The 18,483-nt window shown below is 38.9% G+C and carries 20 protein-coding genes; 8 read left to right on the top strand and 12 right to left on the bottom strand.

The genetic code is table 11. The features are described 5' to 3' along the window. The 6 genes from CVS93_RS02020 to CVS93_RS02045 are packed head-to-tail and all read left to right on the top strand — an operon-like array spanning position 1 to position 4,761. On the top strand, positions 1-1,179 hold the full coding sequence (locus CVS93_RS02020; protein ID WP_107686377.1) for a pyridoxal phosphate-dependent aminotransferase: 1,179 nt from the start codon (positions 1-3) through the stop codon (positions 1,177-1,179). Then, positions 1,179-1,382, top strand: coding sequence for a sulfur carrier protein ThiS (gene thiS, locus CVS93_RS02025; protein WP_107686378.1), 204 nt, complete (start codon positions 1,179-1,181; stop codon positions 1,380-1,382). Before CVS93_RS02020 ends, thiS begins: the two co-directional genes overlap by 1 nt. Positions 1,383-1,389: 7 nt before the next feature. Then, positions 1,390-2,241, top strand: coding sequence for a sulfur carrier protein ThiS adenylyltransferase ThiF (gene thiF / locus CVS93_RS02030; protein ID WP_107686379.1), 852 nt, complete (start codon positions 1,390-1,392; stop codon positions 2,239-2,241). After that, positions 2,242-3,006 carry a thiazole synthase gene (locus CVS93_RS02035; RefSeq protein WP_087584451.1) on the top strand — a complete coding sequence of 255 codons (765 nt, stop codon included), beginning with the start codon at positions 2,242-2,244 and terminating at the stop codon, positions 3,004-3,006. Further along, positions 3,006-4,160, top strand: coding sequence for a 2-iminoacetate synthase ThiH (thiH, locus tag CVS93_RS02040; protein ID WP_107686380.1), 1,155 nt, complete (start codon positions 3,006-3,008; stop codon positions 4,158-4,160). Before CVS93_RS02035 ends, thiH begins: the two co-directional genes overlap by 1 nt. Beyond that, entirely contained in the window at positions 4,147-4,761 is a 615-nt protein-coding gene (locus tag CVS93_RS02045; protein WP_234400072.1) for a thiamine phosphate synthase, read from the top strand. Before thiH ends, CVS93_RS02045 begins: the two co-directional genes overlap by 14 nt. A gap of 36 nt (positions 4,762-4,797) precedes the next feature. Here CVS93_RS02045 and CVS93_RS02050 read toward each other — a convergent pair whose 3' ends face one another. The 11 genes from CVS93_RS02050 to CVS93_RS02100 form a co-directional block, all read right to left on the bottom strand. Further along, positions 4,798-5,367, bottom strand: a complete 570-nt coding sequence (locus CVS93_RS02050; RefSeq protein WP_107686381.1) for a nitrogen fixation protein NifR — start codon at positions 5,365-5,367, stop codon at positions 4,798-4,800. Further along, positions 5,368-5,907, bottom strand: coding sequence for a molybdopterin adenylyltransferase (mog, locus tag CVS93_RS02055; RefSeq protein ID WP_107686382.1), 540 nt, complete (start codon positions 5,905-5,907; stop codon positions 5,368-5,370). Between the two features lie 10 nt (positions 5,908-5,917). Further along, positions 5,918-7,570 carry an ATP-dependent metallopeptidase FtsH/Yme1/Tma family protein gene (locus CVS93_RS02060; protein ID WP_107686569.1) on the bottom strand — a complete coding sequence of 551 codons (1,653 nt, stop codon included), beginning with the start codon at positions 7,568-7,570 and terminating at the stop codon, positions 5,918-5,920. Then, positions 7,557-8,795, bottom strand: a complete 1,239-nt coding sequence (mtaB, locus tag CVS93_RS02065; RefSeq protein WP_107686383.1) for a tRNA (N(6)-L-threonylcarbamoyladenosine(37)-C(2))-methylthiotransferase MtaB — start codon at positions 8,793-8,795, stop codon at positions 7,557-7,559. Before mtaB ends, CVS93_RS02060 begins: the two co-directional genes overlap by 14 nt. Beyond that, a complete protein-coding gene (locus CVS93_RS02070) occupies positions 8,795-10,384 on the bottom strand; it encodes a mechanosensitive ion channel domain-containing protein (RefSeq protein ID WP_107686384.1) in 1,590 nt (529 codons plus the stop codon). Before CVS93_RS02070 ends, mtaB begins: the two co-directional genes overlap by 1 nt. Continuing rightward, a complete protein-coding gene (gene aroB, locus CVS93_RS02075; protein WP_107686385.1) occupies positions 10,381-11,418 on the bottom strand; it encodes a 3-dehydroquinate synthase in 1,038 nt (345 codons plus the stop codon). Before aroB ends, CVS93_RS02070 begins: the two co-directional genes overlap by 4 nt. A 2-nt stretch (positions 11,419-11,420) precedes the next feature. Next, a complete protein-coding gene (locus CVS93_RS02080) occupies positions 11,421-12,839 on the bottom strand; it encodes a COG3400 family protein (protein ID WP_107686386.1) in 1,419 nt (472 codons plus the stop codon). Between the two features lie 93 nt (positions 12,840-12,932). After that, a complete protein-coding gene (locus CVS93_RS02085) occupies positions 12,933-13,493 on the bottom strand; it encodes an ABC-type transport auxiliary lipoprotein family protein (protein ID WP_107686387.1) in 561 nt (186 codons plus the stop codon). Continuing rightward, entirely contained in the window at positions 13,490-14,422 is a 933-nt protein-coding gene (locus tag CVS93_RS02090) for an MlaD family protein (protein ID WP_107686388.1), read from the bottom strand. Before CVS93_RS02090 ends, CVS93_RS02085 begins: the two co-directional genes overlap by 4 nt. Beyond that, the gene (locus CVS93_RS02095; RefSeq protein ID WP_087577004.1) at positions 14,423-15,163 is read right to left on the bottom strand and encodes an ABC transporter ATP-binding protein; all 741 of its coding nucleotides are present in this window, start codon (positions 15,161-15,163) and stop codon (positions 14,423-14,425) included. Further along, complete coding sequence (locus tag CVS93_RS02100; RefSeq protein WP_107686389.1) at positions 15,160-16,266, bottom strand: MlaE family ABC transporter permease; 1,107 nt, start codon at positions 16,264-16,266, stop codon at positions 15,160-15,162. Before CVS93_RS02100 ends, CVS93_RS02095 begins: the two co-directional genes overlap by 4 nt. Before the next feature lie 79 nt (positions 16,267-16,345). On the opposite strand from CVS93_RS02100, the gene tgt reads away from it, so the two are divergent. Together tgt and CVS93_RS02110 are read left to right on the top strand one after the other, a co-directional pair. Beyond that, positions 16,346-17,476: a tRNA guanosine(34) transglycosylase Tgt gene (gene tgt, locus CVS93_RS02105; protein WP_107686390.1), complete on the top strand. Its 1,131-nt coding sequence runs from the start codon at positions 16,346-16,348 to the stop codon at positions 17,474-17,476. Next, a complete protein-coding gene (locus CVS93_RS02110) occupies positions 17,466-18,164 on the top strand; it encodes a CorA family divalent cation transporter (RefSeq protein WP_107686391.1) in 699 nt (232 codons plus the stop codon). The genes tgt and CVS93_RS02110 overlap by 11 nt, the downstream gene beginning before the upstream one ends. Here CVS93_RS02110 and CVS93_RS09990 read toward each other — a convergent pair. Further along, positions 18,157-18,279, bottom strand: coding sequence for a hypothetical protein (locus tag CVS93_RS09990; RefSeq protein ID WP_265094354.1), 123 nt, complete (start codon positions 18,277-18,279; stop codon positions 18,157-18,159). The genes CVS93_RS02110 and CVS93_RS09990 overlap by 8 nt on opposite strands. Positions 18,280-18,483: the final 204 nt, after the last annotated feature.

Here is an 18,483-nt window from a genome sequence, read left to right on the forward strand (position 1 = left end):
ATGCAACTAGCAAACAGAATGCAAACATTAAGCGAGTCAATCACAATCGCGATCAGCACAAAAGCCAAAGAGATGAAGGCTGCTGGCATCGACGTGATCTCGCTTTCAGCTGGTGAGCCTGACTTTATGACTCCAAAAAAGATAAGAGAAACTGTAAAAAACGCACTTGATAACGATAGCAAAAGCGGCAAATACACGCCAGTGCCGGGTCTGCCTGAGGTTATAGACGCCATTAGAGCAAAGCTAAAAAGAGATAATGGGCTTAACTATAAAGCAAATCAAATCGTCACAAATATCGGCGCAAAGCACTCACTTTTTAATGTATTTCAAGCGCTTATCAACCCAGGCGACGAGGTAATCATTCCCTCTCCATACTGGGTGAGCTACCCTGAGATCGTTAAATTTTGCGGTGGTGTGCCTGTATTTATCGAGGCGGACGAGAGTACAAATTTTAAAATCACAGCCGAGCAGCTAAAAAAAGCGATCACACCAAAAACCAAAGTCTTTTCGCTAAATCACCCGACAAATCCAACTGGAGCTGTATATACAAAAGAGGAGATCGCGGCATTTGGCGAGGTTTTAAAGGGCACTGACATCATCATCACAAGCGATGAAATTTATGAAAAAGTGATCTACGGCAAGAAATTTCACGCAGTAGCCTCAGTAAGCGAGGATCTTTTTAAAAGAACGGTCACGATAAATGGACTAAGCAAGTGTGGCGCGATGCCTGGCTGGAGATTTGGCTATATCGCAAGCTCGATGGATTGGCTAATAGCTGGAATCAAAAAGCTTCAAAGCCAAAGCACAAGCAACATCAGCTCAATCGTGCAAATAGGTGCCATACCATCACTTCTAGGTGAAACTGACGAAGATATCGAAAACATGAGAAAAGAGTACGAGAAAAGACGTGATGTGGCTGTAAAAATGATAAACGAGATTCCGGGATTAAGCGTTGTAACACCTGATGGCGCATTTTATCTATTTGTAAAATGCAAAGATGTAGATAGCGACTCGCTTAGATTTTGTAAAAAGATGCTTGAAGAAGCGAACGTAGCCACTGTGCCAGGTGTGGGCTTTGGCATGGAGGGATACTTTAGAATTTCTTTTGCGACAGACATCGAGAGCATAAAAAAAGCGATCGAGAGGATCGCAAATTTTGTAAAAAGCTACAAAATTTAATGATCAAATTTATAGTAAATGGCAAAATTTTCGAGCTTGAAAACGATATAAATGTTTATGATTTTTTAGCTCAAAATGGTTATGAGCTTAAATTTATAGCCCTTGAGCGAGACGGAGAAATTTTGCCAAAAAAGCTTTGGCGTGAGTGCTTTATGAGCGAGGCCAAAGCCTATGAGATCGTCACTTTAGTTGGCGGTGGATGAGGAGAAAATGATAGAGATTGTATTAAACGGCGCAAAATTTAAGGTGCCAGTAAAAAGCCTTAGCGAGCTAAAAGAGCTTGCACTTGGTGATAAAGAGAGTGAAATTTATAAATTTTTAGAGAAATTTAACGCGACAAAGCCAGATATTTTTATCGTTGATGGCTTTGCTATAAAAGAAGATAGCAAGCTAAAAGATGGCTCAAATGTCGTATTTATAAGGCGTGGCGTGATGCCTGAGCGTGAAGTTTTACGCGCGATGATCGCCTCACGAAACAGCCCTGAGTTAAATTTGGCCCTAAGTAAAGCGGTGATCGGCGTGGCTGGACTTGGCGGTCTTGGTTCAAATATCGCGCTAAGCCTAGCTAGAGTTGGCGTAAAAAAGCTAGTGCTTGCCGACTTTGACGTCGTTGAGCCAAGCAATCTAAACCGCCAGCAGTATTTCGTCCGCCACATCGGCTTAAAAAAGACACAGGCGCTTAAAGAGCTGATAAATGACGTCAATCCCTTTGTCGAGGTCGAGACTCACGATATATTTTTGGACGAAAAAAACGTGGCTAGCGTATTTGGCGAGTGCGAAATTTTATGCGAAGCCTTTGACAACGTTGCTGGCAAGGCGATGATACTAAATGAAGCTGGTGCTAGCCTAAAAGATAAAAAGATCATCGGTGCCTCTGGCATGGCAGGATACTTTAGCTCAAATCTCATAAAAACCATAAAATTTGCCAAAAATGTCTATCTTTGCGGCGACCTCACAAACGAGGCAAAGATCGGTCAAGGGCTAATGGCGCCGCGCGTCGCAGTCTGCGCAAACCACGAGGCAAATTTAGCCATTAGACTGCTTATGGGCTTGGAGGCGTAAGTGCAAAATGATAGTTTGATCCTTGGCGGCAAGGAGTTTCAAAGCCGCTTTATCCTTGGCTCTGGCAAGTACTCGCACGAACTCATCGACTCAGCCATAAACGAGGCTGGAGCGCAGATCCTAACCCTTGCTCTTAGGCGCATAAACGAGAGCAAAGAGCGAAATATACTTGACTTTATCCCAAAAGGCGTGGCGCTTTTGCCAAACACAAGTGGTGCTAGAAACGCCAAAGAGGCCGTTCGTATCGCCCAGCTCGCACGTGAGCTTGGATGCGGGGAGCTTGTTAAGATAGAGATTATAACTGACTCTAAATTTCTCTTTCCAGACAACGCTGAAACCATAAAAGCGTGCGAAGCCTTGGCAAATGACGGCTTTGTGCCAATGCCATACATGTTTCCTGATCTAAATGCCGCAAGAGCGATGCTAAGCGCAGGGGCAAGCTGTATAATGCCTCTAGCTGCGCCCATTGGCTCAAACCAAGGGCTAGTTTTTAAAGATATCATTGAAATTTTGATAAACGAGCTTGATACGCAAATCATCGTAGATGCTGGCATCGGCAGGCCTTCACAAGCGTGCGAAGCAATGGAGATGGGAGCGGCTGCGATCATGGCAAACACAGCCATCGCCTCATCTAAAAATATCCCACTCATGGCAAGAGCCTTTAAAGAGGCGATCATCGCTGGTCGCAACGCCTATCTAGCAGGGCTTGGCGCAAAGAGCAAAAGCGCAAATGCCTCATCTCCGCTCACTGGATTTTTAGACTGATGAAATTTACAAGAACCGACCACATGCAGCTGCTGCCACACATGCAGGACGTTGGTAGCGACATTATGGATGAGATTTTAAAAGAGCGCGCTAGCTACAAGCCTGAAATTTACAGCGAAGCAGACGTAAAAGCAGCTCTTAATGCAAAGCACTGCTCGCTTGAAAATTTAAAAGCCCTACTCTCGCCTGCTGCAGCGCCATTTTTAGAGCCAATAGCCAAACTCGCTCAAGCAAAAACAAGGGCAAATTTTGGCTCAAACATCACTCTTTTTACCCCGCTTTACATAGCAAACTACTGCGATAATCTCTGCGTTTATTGCGGTTTTAACGCTAAAAATAATATAAAAAGGGCAAAGCTAAGCGACGAGGAGATCACAAGAGAGCTAAAAGAAATTTCAAAGAGCGGCTTAGAAGAAATTTTAATTCTAACTGGCGAGAGCGAGACCAACTCAAGTGTCGCTTACATCGCAAATGCCTGCGCTTTGGCAAAGAAATTTTTTAAAGTCGTTGGGGTTGAAATTTACCCGCTAAACTCTGAGGGCTACGCCCTACTTCACAAAAGCGGCGCAGACTACGTGACCGTCTTTCAAGAGACCTACAATCCCACAAAATACGAAAAAATCCACCTTGGTGGCAATAAAAGAATTTTCCCATACCGCTTAAATGCGCAAGAGCGAGCGCTTCTTGGGGGTATGAGAGGGGTTGGCTTTGCCGCACTTCTTGGCATAGATGACTTTAGGCTTGACGCCTTTGCTACGGCACTTCACGCAAGCTTAGTTCAAAAAAAGTATCCGCACGCTGAGATCGCATTTTCATGCCCAAGACTTCGCCCTATCATAAACAACGACCGCATCAACCCGCGTGACGTGGGTGAGCGCGAGCTTTTACAAGTGATCTGTGCTTATAGAATTTTCATGCCAACAGCTAGCATAACGATCTCAACCAGAGAAAAGGCAAAATTTCGTGACAACGCCGTAAAGATCGCCGCAAATAAGATAAGCGCTGGCGTAAAAGTAAGCATCGGCGCTCACGGCGAAGAGAAAAAGGGCGACGAGCAGTTTGAGATAAGTGATAGCAGAAGCGTGGATGAGATCAAGGCTATGATAAAAGCAAACGGCCTAGAGCCATTAATGAGCGAGTATGTCTATGTTTAAAATTCTCTGCGTGGCCGACTTTGACAGCTATAAGAGCGATGACTTTTTAAAGAGAATTCAACTACTTTGCAAGGCTGGTGTGGATGAAATTTTGCTTCGTGCAAAGGGGCTAAGCGAGGCTGATTTTTATAATCTTGCTAGGGTTGTGGCTCAAATTTGTGAAAACTACCGCAAGAAATTTATCATTAATCAATTTTTTGACGTAGCTTGCAAGCTAAAGAGCGACTTTTGGCTCACTTCAGCGCAGCTTGACTTTTTTAAAAATCACGGCGTTTTTTTAGATGAATTTAGAAAAACAGCTAAAATTTACGCACCAGCTCACGACCTAGAACAGGCTAAAATTTCAGCCTCTATCGCTGACGTGCTGGTCGCTTCTCATATATTTGCCACCTCTTGCAAGCCAAATTTAGAGCCAAAAGGGCTAAATTTTATAAGTGAGCTAAAAAGCTTTGATAAAGAAATTTACGCACTTGGCGGACTGGGTATTAAAAACTACAAAGAAGCTATAAAAGTGGGCGCAAGTGGCATTTGTTTTATGAGCCTAGCAATGAATGGTGATATGGAGCTTATAAAAAAGATAACAGAGAGCAAAAACGGCTAAATTTAGTATAAATTACATAAAATAATACGTAAAATTTTACTCATTTTTGCTAGCGATATATGTTTTTATATCAAATATAAGTAGCGTCACAAGCGATGGCAGCATATAGGAGTTTAGCAATAAAAGCAGCGACTTTGTCAAATTTGACTTTATTAAAGTCTCTATGTCAAGGCTGCTGTTGTGGTTAAAAAAATATAGCAAGGCAAACTCGCCAACAAGAACTATGCGAGAGATCTTTAGCAAGATGTCATTTCCCAGTCTTGCAAATTTATCATCGACCACAAGCGACAAAGTGATCCAGCCAAGCAGCCAAATTGAGCAGGCTAAAGCATAAACAGTAATGCTTTCATCAAATTTTTCAAGTAGTAAAAACACCAAGGGTTGCAAAAATACAAGGCTAGCGACAAACCAAAGAAGTGAGCTAAAGGCTAGCAGGCAAACACAGCCAAAGATAGAAATGGCCGAGATAAAGCCAAAAACCTCTAACTCAAAATAATATGCTAGCGCATAGGATAAAAAAGAAAAAACAAGCCAAATTTTAATAACAAGTCGCCACCTATTTGCAAAGGCAGTGGCTTTTAAATTTAGGCTATCTGTCAAACCCATTTACGAGATTTTCTTTTGTTTTGGGCGGAAGACCTTCATAACGTTTTCATCAGTCTCGATATATGTACCCTCGATCAGGTCTATGCAGTATGGCACTGACGGAAATACCGGCTCCAAGCACTCTTTTATCGCTTTTGGCTGACCTGGTAAATTTATGATGAGCGCGTGGCCTCTGATACCTGCTGTTTGGCGCGACAGGATCGCTGTTGGGACGTATTGCAAGCTTGCAGCTCTCATTAGCTCGCCAAAGCCTGGCATCATCTTCTCGCAAACCGCCTCAGTAGCCTCTGGCGTAACGTCTCTCACCGCTGGTCCTGTACCGCCAGTAGTTAGCACAAGGTCGCAGCCAAGTACATCCACCATGCGCACAAGCCTCTCTTTTATCAGCTCAAACTCATCTGGTATAACCTCGTAAAAGTACTCACGCTCGCTCACTATCCAGCTATCGAGCACCTCTTTGATCGCTGGGCCTGATTTGTCCTCGTATGTGCCTTCGCTTGCGCGGTCAGAAAGGGTTAATATGCCTATTTTTGCTTTCACTTTTTCTCCTTTAATAGTTTTCGCTTAAAATTTTTGCTAGCGTTTCTTTATCTACACTCTCGTACGCTAGCAGATATGAGCTGATCTTTGCGATCTGCTCGTTTGTACCCTTTAAAAAGGACATTATCTCTTCTTTTGCTTGTTTTAAAATTTCTTCTACATCATTTGGATTAGGGACAAATGAACTTCCCATGCCGTATTCATAAACCATCTTTGAAGCGATCTCTTTTGCTAAATTTAAGTCGTTACTTGAGTTTGAAAAGATGTCATTCTCATCTATCTCAAGCTTGCACATGCCAGAGATAAGCACCTTTATGCGTGAGAGCATCTGTGACTTTGACTCGATCTCTTGCTCAGTCGCCATAAAGCGGTCTTCTATGAGCGAAATTTTTTCAAATTTCACATCAAACCAGTAGGCACTTAGCGCCTTTGCGCCTTGATAGACGGCTTGGATTTTTTTCTCGCTCTCGCTGTAGCTTAGAACCTTTTTCTTACCGAGCAAGACCTTATTTAAAACAGCCTCAAAGTCTCTTATTTTTAGTACGCTCTCATTATTTCTTAGAGCATTTATCGCAGCTTCATTTACAAGTGTGCTAAGTGCCGCACCTGAAAAGCCAACGCTCATTTTGGCGATATCCTCAGCGGCCACTTCGCAGTTTTTATCTTTTAGATATGTGTTTAAGATCGCTACCCTATCGTTAAAATCAGGCATAGAAAGAAAAATTCTCCTATCAAAACGCCCTGATCTAAGTAGCGCCTCGTCGATCATCTCGATCCTATTTGTAGCAGCTATGACGATGACGCCTGAGTTATCTTCAAAGCCGTCCATCTCGGTTAGTAGCTGATTTAGCGTAGCTTCTCGCTCGTCGTTTCTAGTCCCACCCCTGCTCTTACCAACAGCATCTATCTCGTCGATAAAGATGATTGAAGGCGCATAGGACTTGGCTCTACTAAAAAGCTCTCGTACTCTTTTTGCACCCATACCAACATAAATTTGCACAAAGCTTGCACCGTTTTGATAAAAAAACGGCACATTTGCCTCGCCAGCAACTGCCTTTGCTACAAGCGTCTTACCAACGCCTGGAGGGCCGATCATTAGCACGCCTTTTGGCATTTTGATACCAAAATTTCTATATTTTTGTGGATTTTTTAGAAAATCAACTATCTCGCTAAGCTCGCTTTTGACCTCACTAATCCCAGCTACATCGCTAAATCTCACATTTGAGATGACTGGCATAGTGTTTTGATTTAGCACGCTTTCTATCTCAAATGCACCCTCTTTTTTACTAAGCAAGCTCTCCTCTTTTTTTCTGATACTTCTAAAGATATAAGCGTACCAAAGCACGAAGCAGACAAAGATGATAAATCCCCAGATCATGCCTGGAGTGATGTATTGCTTAGTCTTTTCAACAGGCACTTTTTTAATAAGCTCTTTTAGATCGATGCCCTCTTTTATAATAGAAAAACGATTGTTTTGTGCATAAAGCACGACTTCATCATCATCGATTACAGCGCGGTCTATAAAATTTCCATCCATTAGCTGCATATATTGCGAATATGTGATATTTCGTGGCTCTTTGCTAACGGCAAATAACAGCACGCTGATTAATGCGACAGCTGCGATTATTAGGATATTTTTTTTATTAAATTTAAATTTTTGCATAATTGGCATCTGGCTTAACTTCATATTCGCTTACCTCCACCCACTCTTTTGTTATATCTTTTTGGCTTAAAATTTTAGCTTTGTTATAAAACTGATCAAAGCCCTCGTAAAACTCACCATTTTTTTGCTCGACTAAAATTTTCAAAACTCCGTTATGCTTTTTTCTAAAATTTCCATTATTTTGCAATGCAATGCCTTGTAAAATTTTTAGCCTACTTTTTGCCACATCACCGCTAACATCGCTTTTTAGTGTCGCTGAATGCGTATCACGCCTTGGTGAATATACAAAAGCGTGCAGATGTGTGATAGGAAATTTTTTAAAATTTTCCACCGCCTCTGCCCAAATTTCCTCACTCTCGCCTGGATGACCCACGATGTAGTCCGTGCCAAGGGCAAAGCCAAGTGAGCTAAGCTCATTAAAAAGTTCCAAATCACTAAATGCGTTATTTCGTCTTCGCATGATCTTTAGCATAGCCTGACTCGTGTGCTGAAGTGCGATGTGCAAATGACGCTCCAGCCACTCTTCTTTTAAAATTTCTCTAAAGCTCTCATCTATCTGGCTTGGCTCAATACTTCCAAGTCTAATGCGTCTTATGCCAGAAATTTTACCCAAGTTTGCCAAAAGCTTACCAAGAGAGCTATTTGTATCTTTGCCGTAACTGCCTATATTCGTGCCAGTTAGCACAAGCTCATTATATCCGTTTTGAGCTAAAATCTTTGCCTCTTTTAGTATCATAGCCTCATCCATGCTTCTAGCCTTGCCGCGCACTGAAGGGATGATGCAGTAGCTGCAGTTAAAGTTGCAGCCTTCTTGAATTTTTATAAAAGCCTTAGTATGATTTTCATAATTTGTAACTATATTTTTATCAACTGAGTTTAAATTTCCAAGCTCAAAAAATGGTTTTTCTTGCTTTAAAAGCTCATTTAGATCGCTCTTTTTACTAGCTCCAAGTACGCCAAATATACCGCTATTAAATAGCTCTTTGCCCTTACTAACCGCGCCACATCCAGTCAGCACCACCTTAGCCCCGCGCCTTTTTACACCGTTTATGTAGTTTCTGACACCGCTATCGGCAGAATTTGTAACAGTGCACGAGTTTATGACTACAATATCGGCGCTCTCTTCATCATTTGTGATCTCGTAGTCCTTGATGTAGCTTTTTAAAAGCTCAGTATCATAGATATTTGTGCGACATCCAAATGTTTTAAAAAATATCTTTTGCATTAAGAATTTTCACTCTCTTGCTCGCTGTGAGCGGTGTGATCGCTTGGATTTTCTTTTTTGCCTATAAACATGGTTTGTGTTGGATAAGCGATCTTTATATCATCTTGAGCTAAAAATGCTTCTATTATCTCTGCGCTAATAGTGCTTCTAAGAGCCAAAGTCGCATAAGAATTTGCCATATACCAGCATGAGACATTTATACCATAAGGCTCAAAAAATGTATAAATTCTTGGCTCGACATTTGGGTTTTTGATACTGTATTGGCTTCTTAGTTTATTCATCTGGCGTTTTGCGATATCGGTATAGCCTTTTGAGTATTTTTTAACGACATTTCTTGCTAGATACACAGCTTTTTTATGATTACTATCAAAGCTAATAACGATATCTATACCATCCCAAACGGTCTTCATACCATAATGAGCATAGTTTGCGATGAGGTCAGTAAAGATATAGTTATTTGGCACAAAGATAATTCTGCCTGCACGGCGGTTTGTCTTATAAGTCGAGTAGCTAACATCCTCAAAAACGGTCAGCCTAAGCAAAGAGATATCGATCACATCACCCACAAATTCACTGCCATCATGAAGTACTCTGATCCTATCACCAACATGTATAGAGCCACCAAACATGATCACCATCCAGCCAAGCATACTCATAAACATATCTTTCATCGCAATGGCGATACCAGCCGAAGCAAAACCTAGCACGGTTACTAGATATGTGACGTTTTCGATATACGAAAAAAGTAAGATTATGATGATAACGGTGATATTTAAAACATTTAAAAATTTATTGACCGTGTAAAATCTCTCATTATCAGTAATTGTTCTTTTAACGATAAATTTAGCGATAAATGTTAGTCCGATCGTCAAAAGAATGATGATAGCTGTATAGCCCATGCTTAAAAACTGAGCTTTTATATCAGAGGTGGTTAAATTTATAGCCTCATCAGCTCTTTTTTCATAGACATTATAAGTTGTATCAGCAATCTGTTTTGCAGCTTTAAAGTCGCCTATTTCTTGTTTTACCAAGTTTAGGCTTTCTCTATTTTGCTCATTTTCTTCGATCAAATTTAGTCTATTTAGTAAATTTTCTTTTGTTTCAAGCTTTTCTAAAAGCGTATCAAGCTCTTTTATATGCCTTTGATACTCGATCTTATCACTCTTTATCTTTTTGATATACGAAAAGCCAGATATAAGTGCAACAGGACTTGTTATCCTTGGTGGAGTATCCATTTCAGGAGCTGCTAACATATTTGAAAATGGTGTTTTTTCATACTCTTTTAGTAAATTTATCTGCTCCTTTAGAGTTTGGATTCTTTTTATGATATCGCTGCCTCTTCTTGAGCTTTTGTCCAGTTTCTTTAGTTCATTTTCATTTTTTTCAAGCTCATCAATAAGCCTTTGATAAGTGTTATAGTTAGCATACCTTGTGATCCAGATATTGTTTTTTAGGGAGTTATCTAGATTTGAAATATCTTTTATAAGCTCGTTATTTTGTAAATTTTGTGAGCTATTTTGCTCAAGCGTAACGTTCTCCTCAGCATAAATGGCAAAGCAAAAAAGTAGTAAAGCTATGATCTTTTTCATTTAAATTCTCTTAAAATTTTTAAAACGTCTTCTTTTTTGACGTCATTTTTGATGATCGCACTGCCGATTTTATCTGCAATGATGAAATTTATCTTATCATCTTTTGTCTTTTTATCCATAAAAAATGCCTCATAAAATGCATTTTCGTTTTGTATTTTATAACCTACTGGAAGATCAAATTTTACTAAAGCCTGCCTGATCTCTTCAGCCTCTGCCTCGCTCATGAGTCCTAGTTTTACGCTTAAACGATTTGCCATATTCATACCTATCGCCACCGCTTCGCCATGCAAAAACTCTTTGTAGTTTGTTTCGTTTTCGATGACATGAGCAAATGTGTGACCGTAGTTTAAAATAGCCCTTAAGCCTTTTTCTTTCTCATCTTGCTCAACCACTTTCGCCTTTAAATTTATCGATTTTTCAACCAGTCTGGCTAAATTTTCATCATTTAAATTTACACTTTTTAACCAATCAAACATCTCTTTATCAAATGTTATCGCCATCTTTAAAGCTTCAGCAATACCTGCTGCAATTTCTCTCTTTGGCAATGTTTTTAAAAAGCCTGTCTCACAAAAAACCGCTTTTGGCTGATAAAAAGAGCCTATTAAATTTTTACCAAATTTGTTATTTACTCCAGTCTTTCCACCCACACTCGCATCAACTTGTGCCAAAAGCGTAGTTGGGATATTTATGAAATTTATTCCTCTTTCATAGATGCTCGCCACAAAGCCAGTCATATCACTTATGACGCCACCACCAAATGCGATTAGCGTAGATGAGCGATCAAATTTGCTCACAAAAAGCTGCTCTAAAATTTGCTCTAACGTTTCAAGGTTTTTATACTCTTCGCCGTCAGGCACACTTATGATAAATTTCTCATCACACTTCAAAACACTAAGTAGCTTTTCAAGATGAAGCCCCGCTACTTTAGCGTTTGTAACGATGCCAACCTTACCTTTTAGCTCTAATCTTTCAAACTCGTTTATATAAATTTTATAGCTTGATACTTTTTCTTTAAGATTTAAATTTATCTGCATTTTTACTCACTTACTGGCACAAAAAGCTGTGCATTTTGGCTTAGTTTTTTATAAAGCCTATTTAAATTTGTCGATAAAAAGGCAAATGCCCCACCATTTGCCACGCTTTTGCTAAACATTACAAAATGAAGCAAATCTTTTGTATTTTTTAGTTTTACAAGCGGATTTTTAAGATTGTGATTTTCTATCTTTATACGCTTAGAAAATAGCGCGCTAATGCTCTCAAAATGCTCTCTTAACGCCTCATCATCGCTATGCTTATTGTCAAAATAGTAAAATTTCATCTCAAGATCAAGCTGTGCACAGCAGTCTGTTATCACAGCTGATTGATTCTCCACTTCTTGACTTTGATCGCCTAGTATCACGCCCTCTTTTATATTTGAGAGCAAAATTTTACCCGTTTTTAGCACTGGAAGTTTTAGCTCATAAAATAGCTTTTTAAATTTAAAAAAGTATTTATCATCGCTTAAGATTAGACCGATGTCGTGCTTTAAAACATCATATTTTATAGATTTGTTATCACTATTAAAATAATCCATCAAAACAATGATATTTTTCTCTTTCATCGCTTTTAAAGTATCTAAATTTTCGCCTAAAGTTGGATTTATCACTCTAAAAAAAAGGCGTTTATTATTTAGCTTTGAATGCAAATACAAGCTATCCTTTATGAGCTTGCTAACACGTTCTTTGTCCATAGAGATCATATCGATCAGCACATAGATATTGCTACCAAATGGACTTGGAAACTGCCCACTTTCACGCTTGATCGAGCGATAAACATTTTGAAGCACATTTGGATCACCAACGATTAGTAATATATCGCTTGGCTGTATCATTACATTTGGCTTTGGCAAGATGATCTCGCTGCCTCGATATATGAGGGCTATTCGCCATTTTTTCTGAGCTACCGAGCTGATGTGACGATACATATAAGAGCTACCTATTGGCACCTTAACTTCCATGATCTCGCCCTCACTAAGGCCGATATTATCGGCTAAAACTGGTAGATCTGGTAAATAATCCATAAGTCTTGATGCTGCAATATCTCTGATATCAACTACACTTAAGTGTTTATCGCTTGCAAATATTTCTTTGCATTTTTCATCAAGCTCCCATGAGCTCATAAAAACAGTCTCGGTCTTTGTGCTGATCTGTCTTAAATTTTCATAAACAGCAACCGCCTCATTTTTATCATCGCAAACTATACAAAACTGACTAAAATAACCATCACTCACACTTTTTAGCTTTGAGAGGCTAGTTGGGTCAAACTGGTAAAATGTAAAATTTTCATAATTTGATTTTTGGCTGTAATCCTCACTTGAAACAACGATATAGTGGTGTAAATTTGATTTTGTTTCAAGCAGTCTGTTTAAAAAATTTCTTGCGAAAGTTCCATCTGCGATTATTAAAATTTTCTTCATCAATTCTCCGTATTTTAAAGCTCACATTATAACAAAAGGTCTTTAAAATAAGCTATTTTGGCTATAAATTTAGAAATTTACAGCCAAGAAAATTTAAGAGATTATTTCAGAGATTAGTGTGTCGATTGCTAAATTTGTAGCCTTGTTTATCGTATCAAAAATAGTACTTGAGCTTGGATCTGGGCAGAAAATTTCTTTTGTGATCATGCCTGATTTTAGTGAAGTGTTTGCATTAAATAGCTCATAAGCTAGCGAAACTTCGGCCTTGTCGCCTCTTATTTGAAGAGAGATGATGCTTACTTTTAGTCTAAGATCTTTTGCATTTGGTGAAAATATCGGCTTAGCAGCACAGTTTGAATAAAGCCCTTTTACAAGTGATTTATAGACCATTTCGCTTGGCTCAGAGACAAATTTAGCATCGCTTAGGTATCTGATTTTATTATTTTCAGCCACGATCAAAATTTTTCTAGTATCAACCATGTCAAGAGCACTCACGTTTTCTATGAAGACATTTTTTAGCTCTTTTTGCTTGTTTTCAGCTGAGCACTCTTTGTTTGAATAGTGGATTTCATACATCGTAGCTTGCGGCACATCTGTCTTTAGTGAGCAGCCAAGAAAGAAAAAAGCAGCCACTATGTATATCAAATTTCTCATTTCTTATCTCCTTTGTCGTTTGAGACTGGATTTGTAAAGAAAAACTCATAAGGATTATCTTCGAGTCTTTGGAGCGCACCTCTAAACTCACGAAGCGTCTTATCAAATCCATTTAAAAAATCACTCGCTTCTCTTAATAACGGCCCAACCGTATTTCTAAGGTCGTACTCGCCATCTTTTGCTTTTTCGGTGATAAGTTCTTGCAACGAATTATATCCAGTAATAGCCGAATTTGCCGATACAAAAACTTGGTTTGCATTTGAAATTAGCCTATTTAAATTTTTAGCAAGCTCTTTTGTATCAGTTTTGTTTAAGTTATCTGTGAAATTTTTTACATTTTTTACAATACTGTCAATCTCGCTCAACCCCTCTTCGTCAGTTAAAACTTGTGTAAATTTATCGATATTTTTAAGGATCGATTCTACGTGAGCGATATTTTCAGGAGAGAAAAAGTTATCAACCTTGTCAAGGGTTTGATTTATCTTCAAGGTGATGTTTTCTGCATTGTTTCCAAGTTTTGAAAATAAGCTCTCTTCAATCTGCAAGACAGGCTTTTGATCTGGTGAAAAATCCTTTGTGCCACGGCTTATATTTATGCTTGCCACGCCACTAATAGCCTGAACTTCGATGCTTGCTATGCTATCAGCCTTGATAGGCAGATCTTCTCTTATCTTCATTGTGATGTTTATAAGAGCGTTTTTATCATCGACAAAATTTATATCACTAACACTTCCAGCTGGCACACCGATAAATTTAACCGTAGAATCGACCTTTAATCCACTTGGCAGCTCGGTTGTGTGGATGTAGTACTCTTTAAAATCAACCTTTGTATTATTTTTACTAGTCATCCACCAGATAAATATCGCAAATGCTGTAAGGCAAGCCATAAAAAACATACCGACAATAGTATAAGAATTTCTATTTTCCATCTACTTTTTCCTCATTTTAAATAGCTCTTCAAGTGGGTTGTTTTTAAGATATTCAAGCTCTTTTATATTTCCCTCAAAGGCTATTTTTTTATTATCTATTATCAAAAATCTATCCAAAATATCAAAGATACTATCAGCATCATGAGTCACCATGACAACGGTCACGCCGATGCTATCACGAAGCTCTTTTATGAGTGCATCCATCTGGCGTGAGCTAACAGGATCGAGGCCACTATTTGGCTCATCTAAAAATAGCACCCTTGGGCTTAGCACCAAGGCTCTTGCTAGCGCAGCACGCTTTTTCATACCACCACTTAGCTCGCTTGGATAAAGCATCGAGACCTCTTTTTTAAGCCCCACTTTTTGTATCCAAAACATCGCTATCTCATCGATCTGACGCTTGTTAAATTTAGAGTACTCATGAAGCAAAACGCCCACATTGTCAAGGATCGTCATTGAGCTATAAAGTGCTCCAAACTGAAACATCGTCCCACTTTTTAGTTTTATATCTTGCTGCTCCTCTTGACTACTTTTCCACATATTAACACCGTCAAAAAATATATCGCCCTCGCTTGGCTTTTTTAGATATATCATCGTCTTCATAAGCGTCGTTTTACCAGCACCACTGCCACCTAAAAAGCCATAAATTTCAGCCTCTTTTACGCTCCAGCTCACGTTATCGTGCATTATCTTATCGCCATAACTTGTCGTTATGTTTTTCCCAACTATTATCTCGTTCATATCTTTAGCCACATAAAAATTATCGCGAAAAACGCATCAAGCGCGATGACCCAAAATATCGCATTTACAACGCTAACTGTTGTCATTGCTCCAAGGCTTTGAGCGTTTTGACTCACACCAAATCCCCTCATACAGCCAATGATCGCTATTACCGCACCAAAAAATGGAGCCTTTATCATACCAACAGCAAAGTGCCTAAGCTCAACCATCTCGCGAAATCTATTTAGATAGTCGCTAAAGCTGATATCAAGTATCGTTTGGCAAATGATCATCTGTCCTAAGATGCTTATCGCGTCAGCTATAAAGATAATAACAGGCACACAAAGCACCATGGCGATGATGCGCGGCAGCACTAAGAAGTTAAAAGGCTCAAAGCCCATCGTCTTCATCGCGTCTATCTCCTCAGTTAGCTTCATAGCGCCAATTTGCGCTGTAAAGCTAGAAGCCGACCTGCCTGCGATGACAATAGCAGCGATGAGTGGGGCCACCTCTCTAAGCGTTAGCATACCCATGATCTCAACTATAAATATACTTGCCCCAAAACTTGCAAGCATCGCACTGCCAAGATAGGCAAGCACAACGCCTATCAAAAAAGCGGTGAGTGATACGATAAAAACAGCATTTACACCACCATCTTTTATATAGTTGCTAAATTCTCTAAATCTAAGACTAGCTGGATTAAATAAAATTTTTACGCTTTTTATCAAAAATTCGCCCAAAAACGTCCCAAACTCAGCTAAATTTACAAAACCTTCACAAATTTTTTCACCAAGTCGTGAGAAAAAATTTAGACTATTATGCGGTGGTGTGTAATCAAAATCGATCTTTTCATCATTTAAAAGATCGCCCATCGCTCTTATCTTCTCGTCATTTGTGATGATCTCAAATTTCTTACCATTTAGTGCATTTCTTAAAAGTATCAAAACAGCGTAATCAATGCTTTTTAGCTCACTAAAGTCAAATTTAACATTGCCGTTAAGTTTTTGGATTTTTTTAAAAATGCTTTGTAATTTTTTTGCATCTTTATAGCTAAACTCACCTATAAATTTTATAGTCTGAGCGCCATTTGCCACTACAAAAATGACATCATTTTTCTTTTGCAAAAAGTTCCTTTGCCTTAAAATTTCTAGATTATATTATAAATTTTGTTAAAATAGAAAATCAAAAAATTTAAGGATTTAGATGAAATTTGAAGTTATAAAAAAAGATGGAAATGCAAGGCGTGGTATCCTAACAACTGCCCACAGCGTGATACAAACGCCAGTTTTCATGCCAGTTGGCACGGTTGGCGCGGTTAAAAGCTTAGACGCCTTTGATATGAGTGAAATTTTAGACGCAAAGATAATTTTAGCAAACACATATCATATGTACTTGCGCCCTGGTGGCAAGGTCGTGCGTGAGTTTGGCGGACTTCATGGATTTTCTAAGTTTGAGCGCTCGTTTTTAACAGATAGCGGCGGATTTCAGGCATTTTCACTTAGATCAAACACCAAAAATGATGATGGTGGGATAAAATTTAAAAGCCATATCGACGGCAGCACGCACTATTTTACGCCAAGATCCGTCCTTGACACGCAGTACGATCTAGGCAGCGATATTATGATGATACTTGATGATCTGGTCGCCTTGCCTGCTGAGCCAAAAAGAATCGATCTAAGCATAAAACGAACGATAAAATGGGCAAAAGAGGCGATTGATTATCATAAATTTATGCAAAGCAAGGGCGTTGGCTTACAGCAAAATATCTTTGGCATCGTTCAAGGAGGCACCGATTATGAGGCACGTAAATTTTGCGCCGAAGCTTTAAATGAGCTGCCATTTGATGGCCTTGCAATAGGAGGACTAAGCGTTGGCGAGAGCAACGAGGCGATGTATGACACTGTTGAGGCGGTTATGCCATTTATGGATGAGCTAAGGCCGCGTTATCTAATGGGCGTTGGCACACCAGAAGATCTCGTGGAAAACGTGGAGCGAGGCGTTGATATGTTTGACTGCGTCATGCCAACAAGAAATGCAAGAAACGGCACGCTTTTTACTAGCTTTGGCAAGATAAATATAAAATCATCTAAATTTATAAACGATCACGTGCCGATAGACCCAGCCTGCCAGTGCTACACCTGCAAGCGCTACTCCAGAGGCTATCTAAACCACCTTTTTAAGGCTAGAGAGCTCACGTTTTTTAGACTAGCAAGCCTTCATAACCTGCACTACTATCTAAATTTGATGGAAGAGATGAGAGAGGCGATAGAGGCTGGCGAATTTGCTAAATTTAAAAGAAATTTCTACGCAAAAAGGAGCACAGATGAGCTATAAAAACGCACTTAGCGGATATTTTTATGGAGATGAGTTTGACTACATAACACTCATCTCATTATCACAAAAGCAAGTTTTTAAATTTTTATTTAAAGATGGCAAAATTTACAAAGAAGATCTTGAACATGAATGCGACAAAAGCACATTTAAAGCAGCTATTAAGGGGATTTGTAACGAATATGCAAATAAAATTTTAGAGCATCGAGACGAGCTAAACGAGTATGAGAAAATTTATGCTAGCCAGAAAAATTTTGAGAAATTTATAAAAAGACACCACTTTTTAAAGTATGAGATCAGAAAATTTCAAAATAGCATTTCGCACTTTTACGAAGCACTTGCTATCTGCCAAAGTGAGCAACAAGGTCTTAAAAAAGAGCTTAAAAACAGCATCCACGAAGCAAGTGTCTTTAAAACCATAGCCAACGAATACTCCTATAGGGTCGATGACATCTACTCATTTATACAAAGCGACAAAAACGACAAGATCAACAAAAATATCTACCTTTTAACGCTACTTTCGGCGCTATTTTTACCAATAAATTTCATCACTGGCTTTTTTGGCATGAATACAAACGGTATGTTTTTAAGCTCATTTAAAGATGGCACATTGATAGTCTTTGCCTTTATAGCGATGCTTTGCGTGCTATTTTTTATATTTTATTACAGATCAAATAAGGATATTAGTTAAATTTATTTATACTTGGCAAGTCAAATTCGACCTGCCAAGTAAATTTGAAGTTATTTTTTCTTAATGATGATCTTCTCGCCATCGCTATCGATGGTGATCTCATCGCCACTTTCAAGCTCATCTTTCAAGATCATATCAGCAATATTGTGATTTTTATATTTAACAAATCATTCAACACTTTTTAAAAATATTTAAATAATTTTATTCTTGAAAATATATTTAGCATAATAACTCTTTAAAATTTTAACAAACAACACTTAAAACATATCGCATTAAGAAATATCATAATACTTTAGAATTTATTTTTTGAAAAACTTAA

The sequence above is a fragment of the Campylobacter concisus genome, assembly GCF_003048535.1.
Taxonomy (GTDB): Bacteria; Campylobacterota; Campylobacteria; order Campylobacterales; family Campylobacteraceae; genus Campylobacter_A; species Campylobacter_A concisus_S.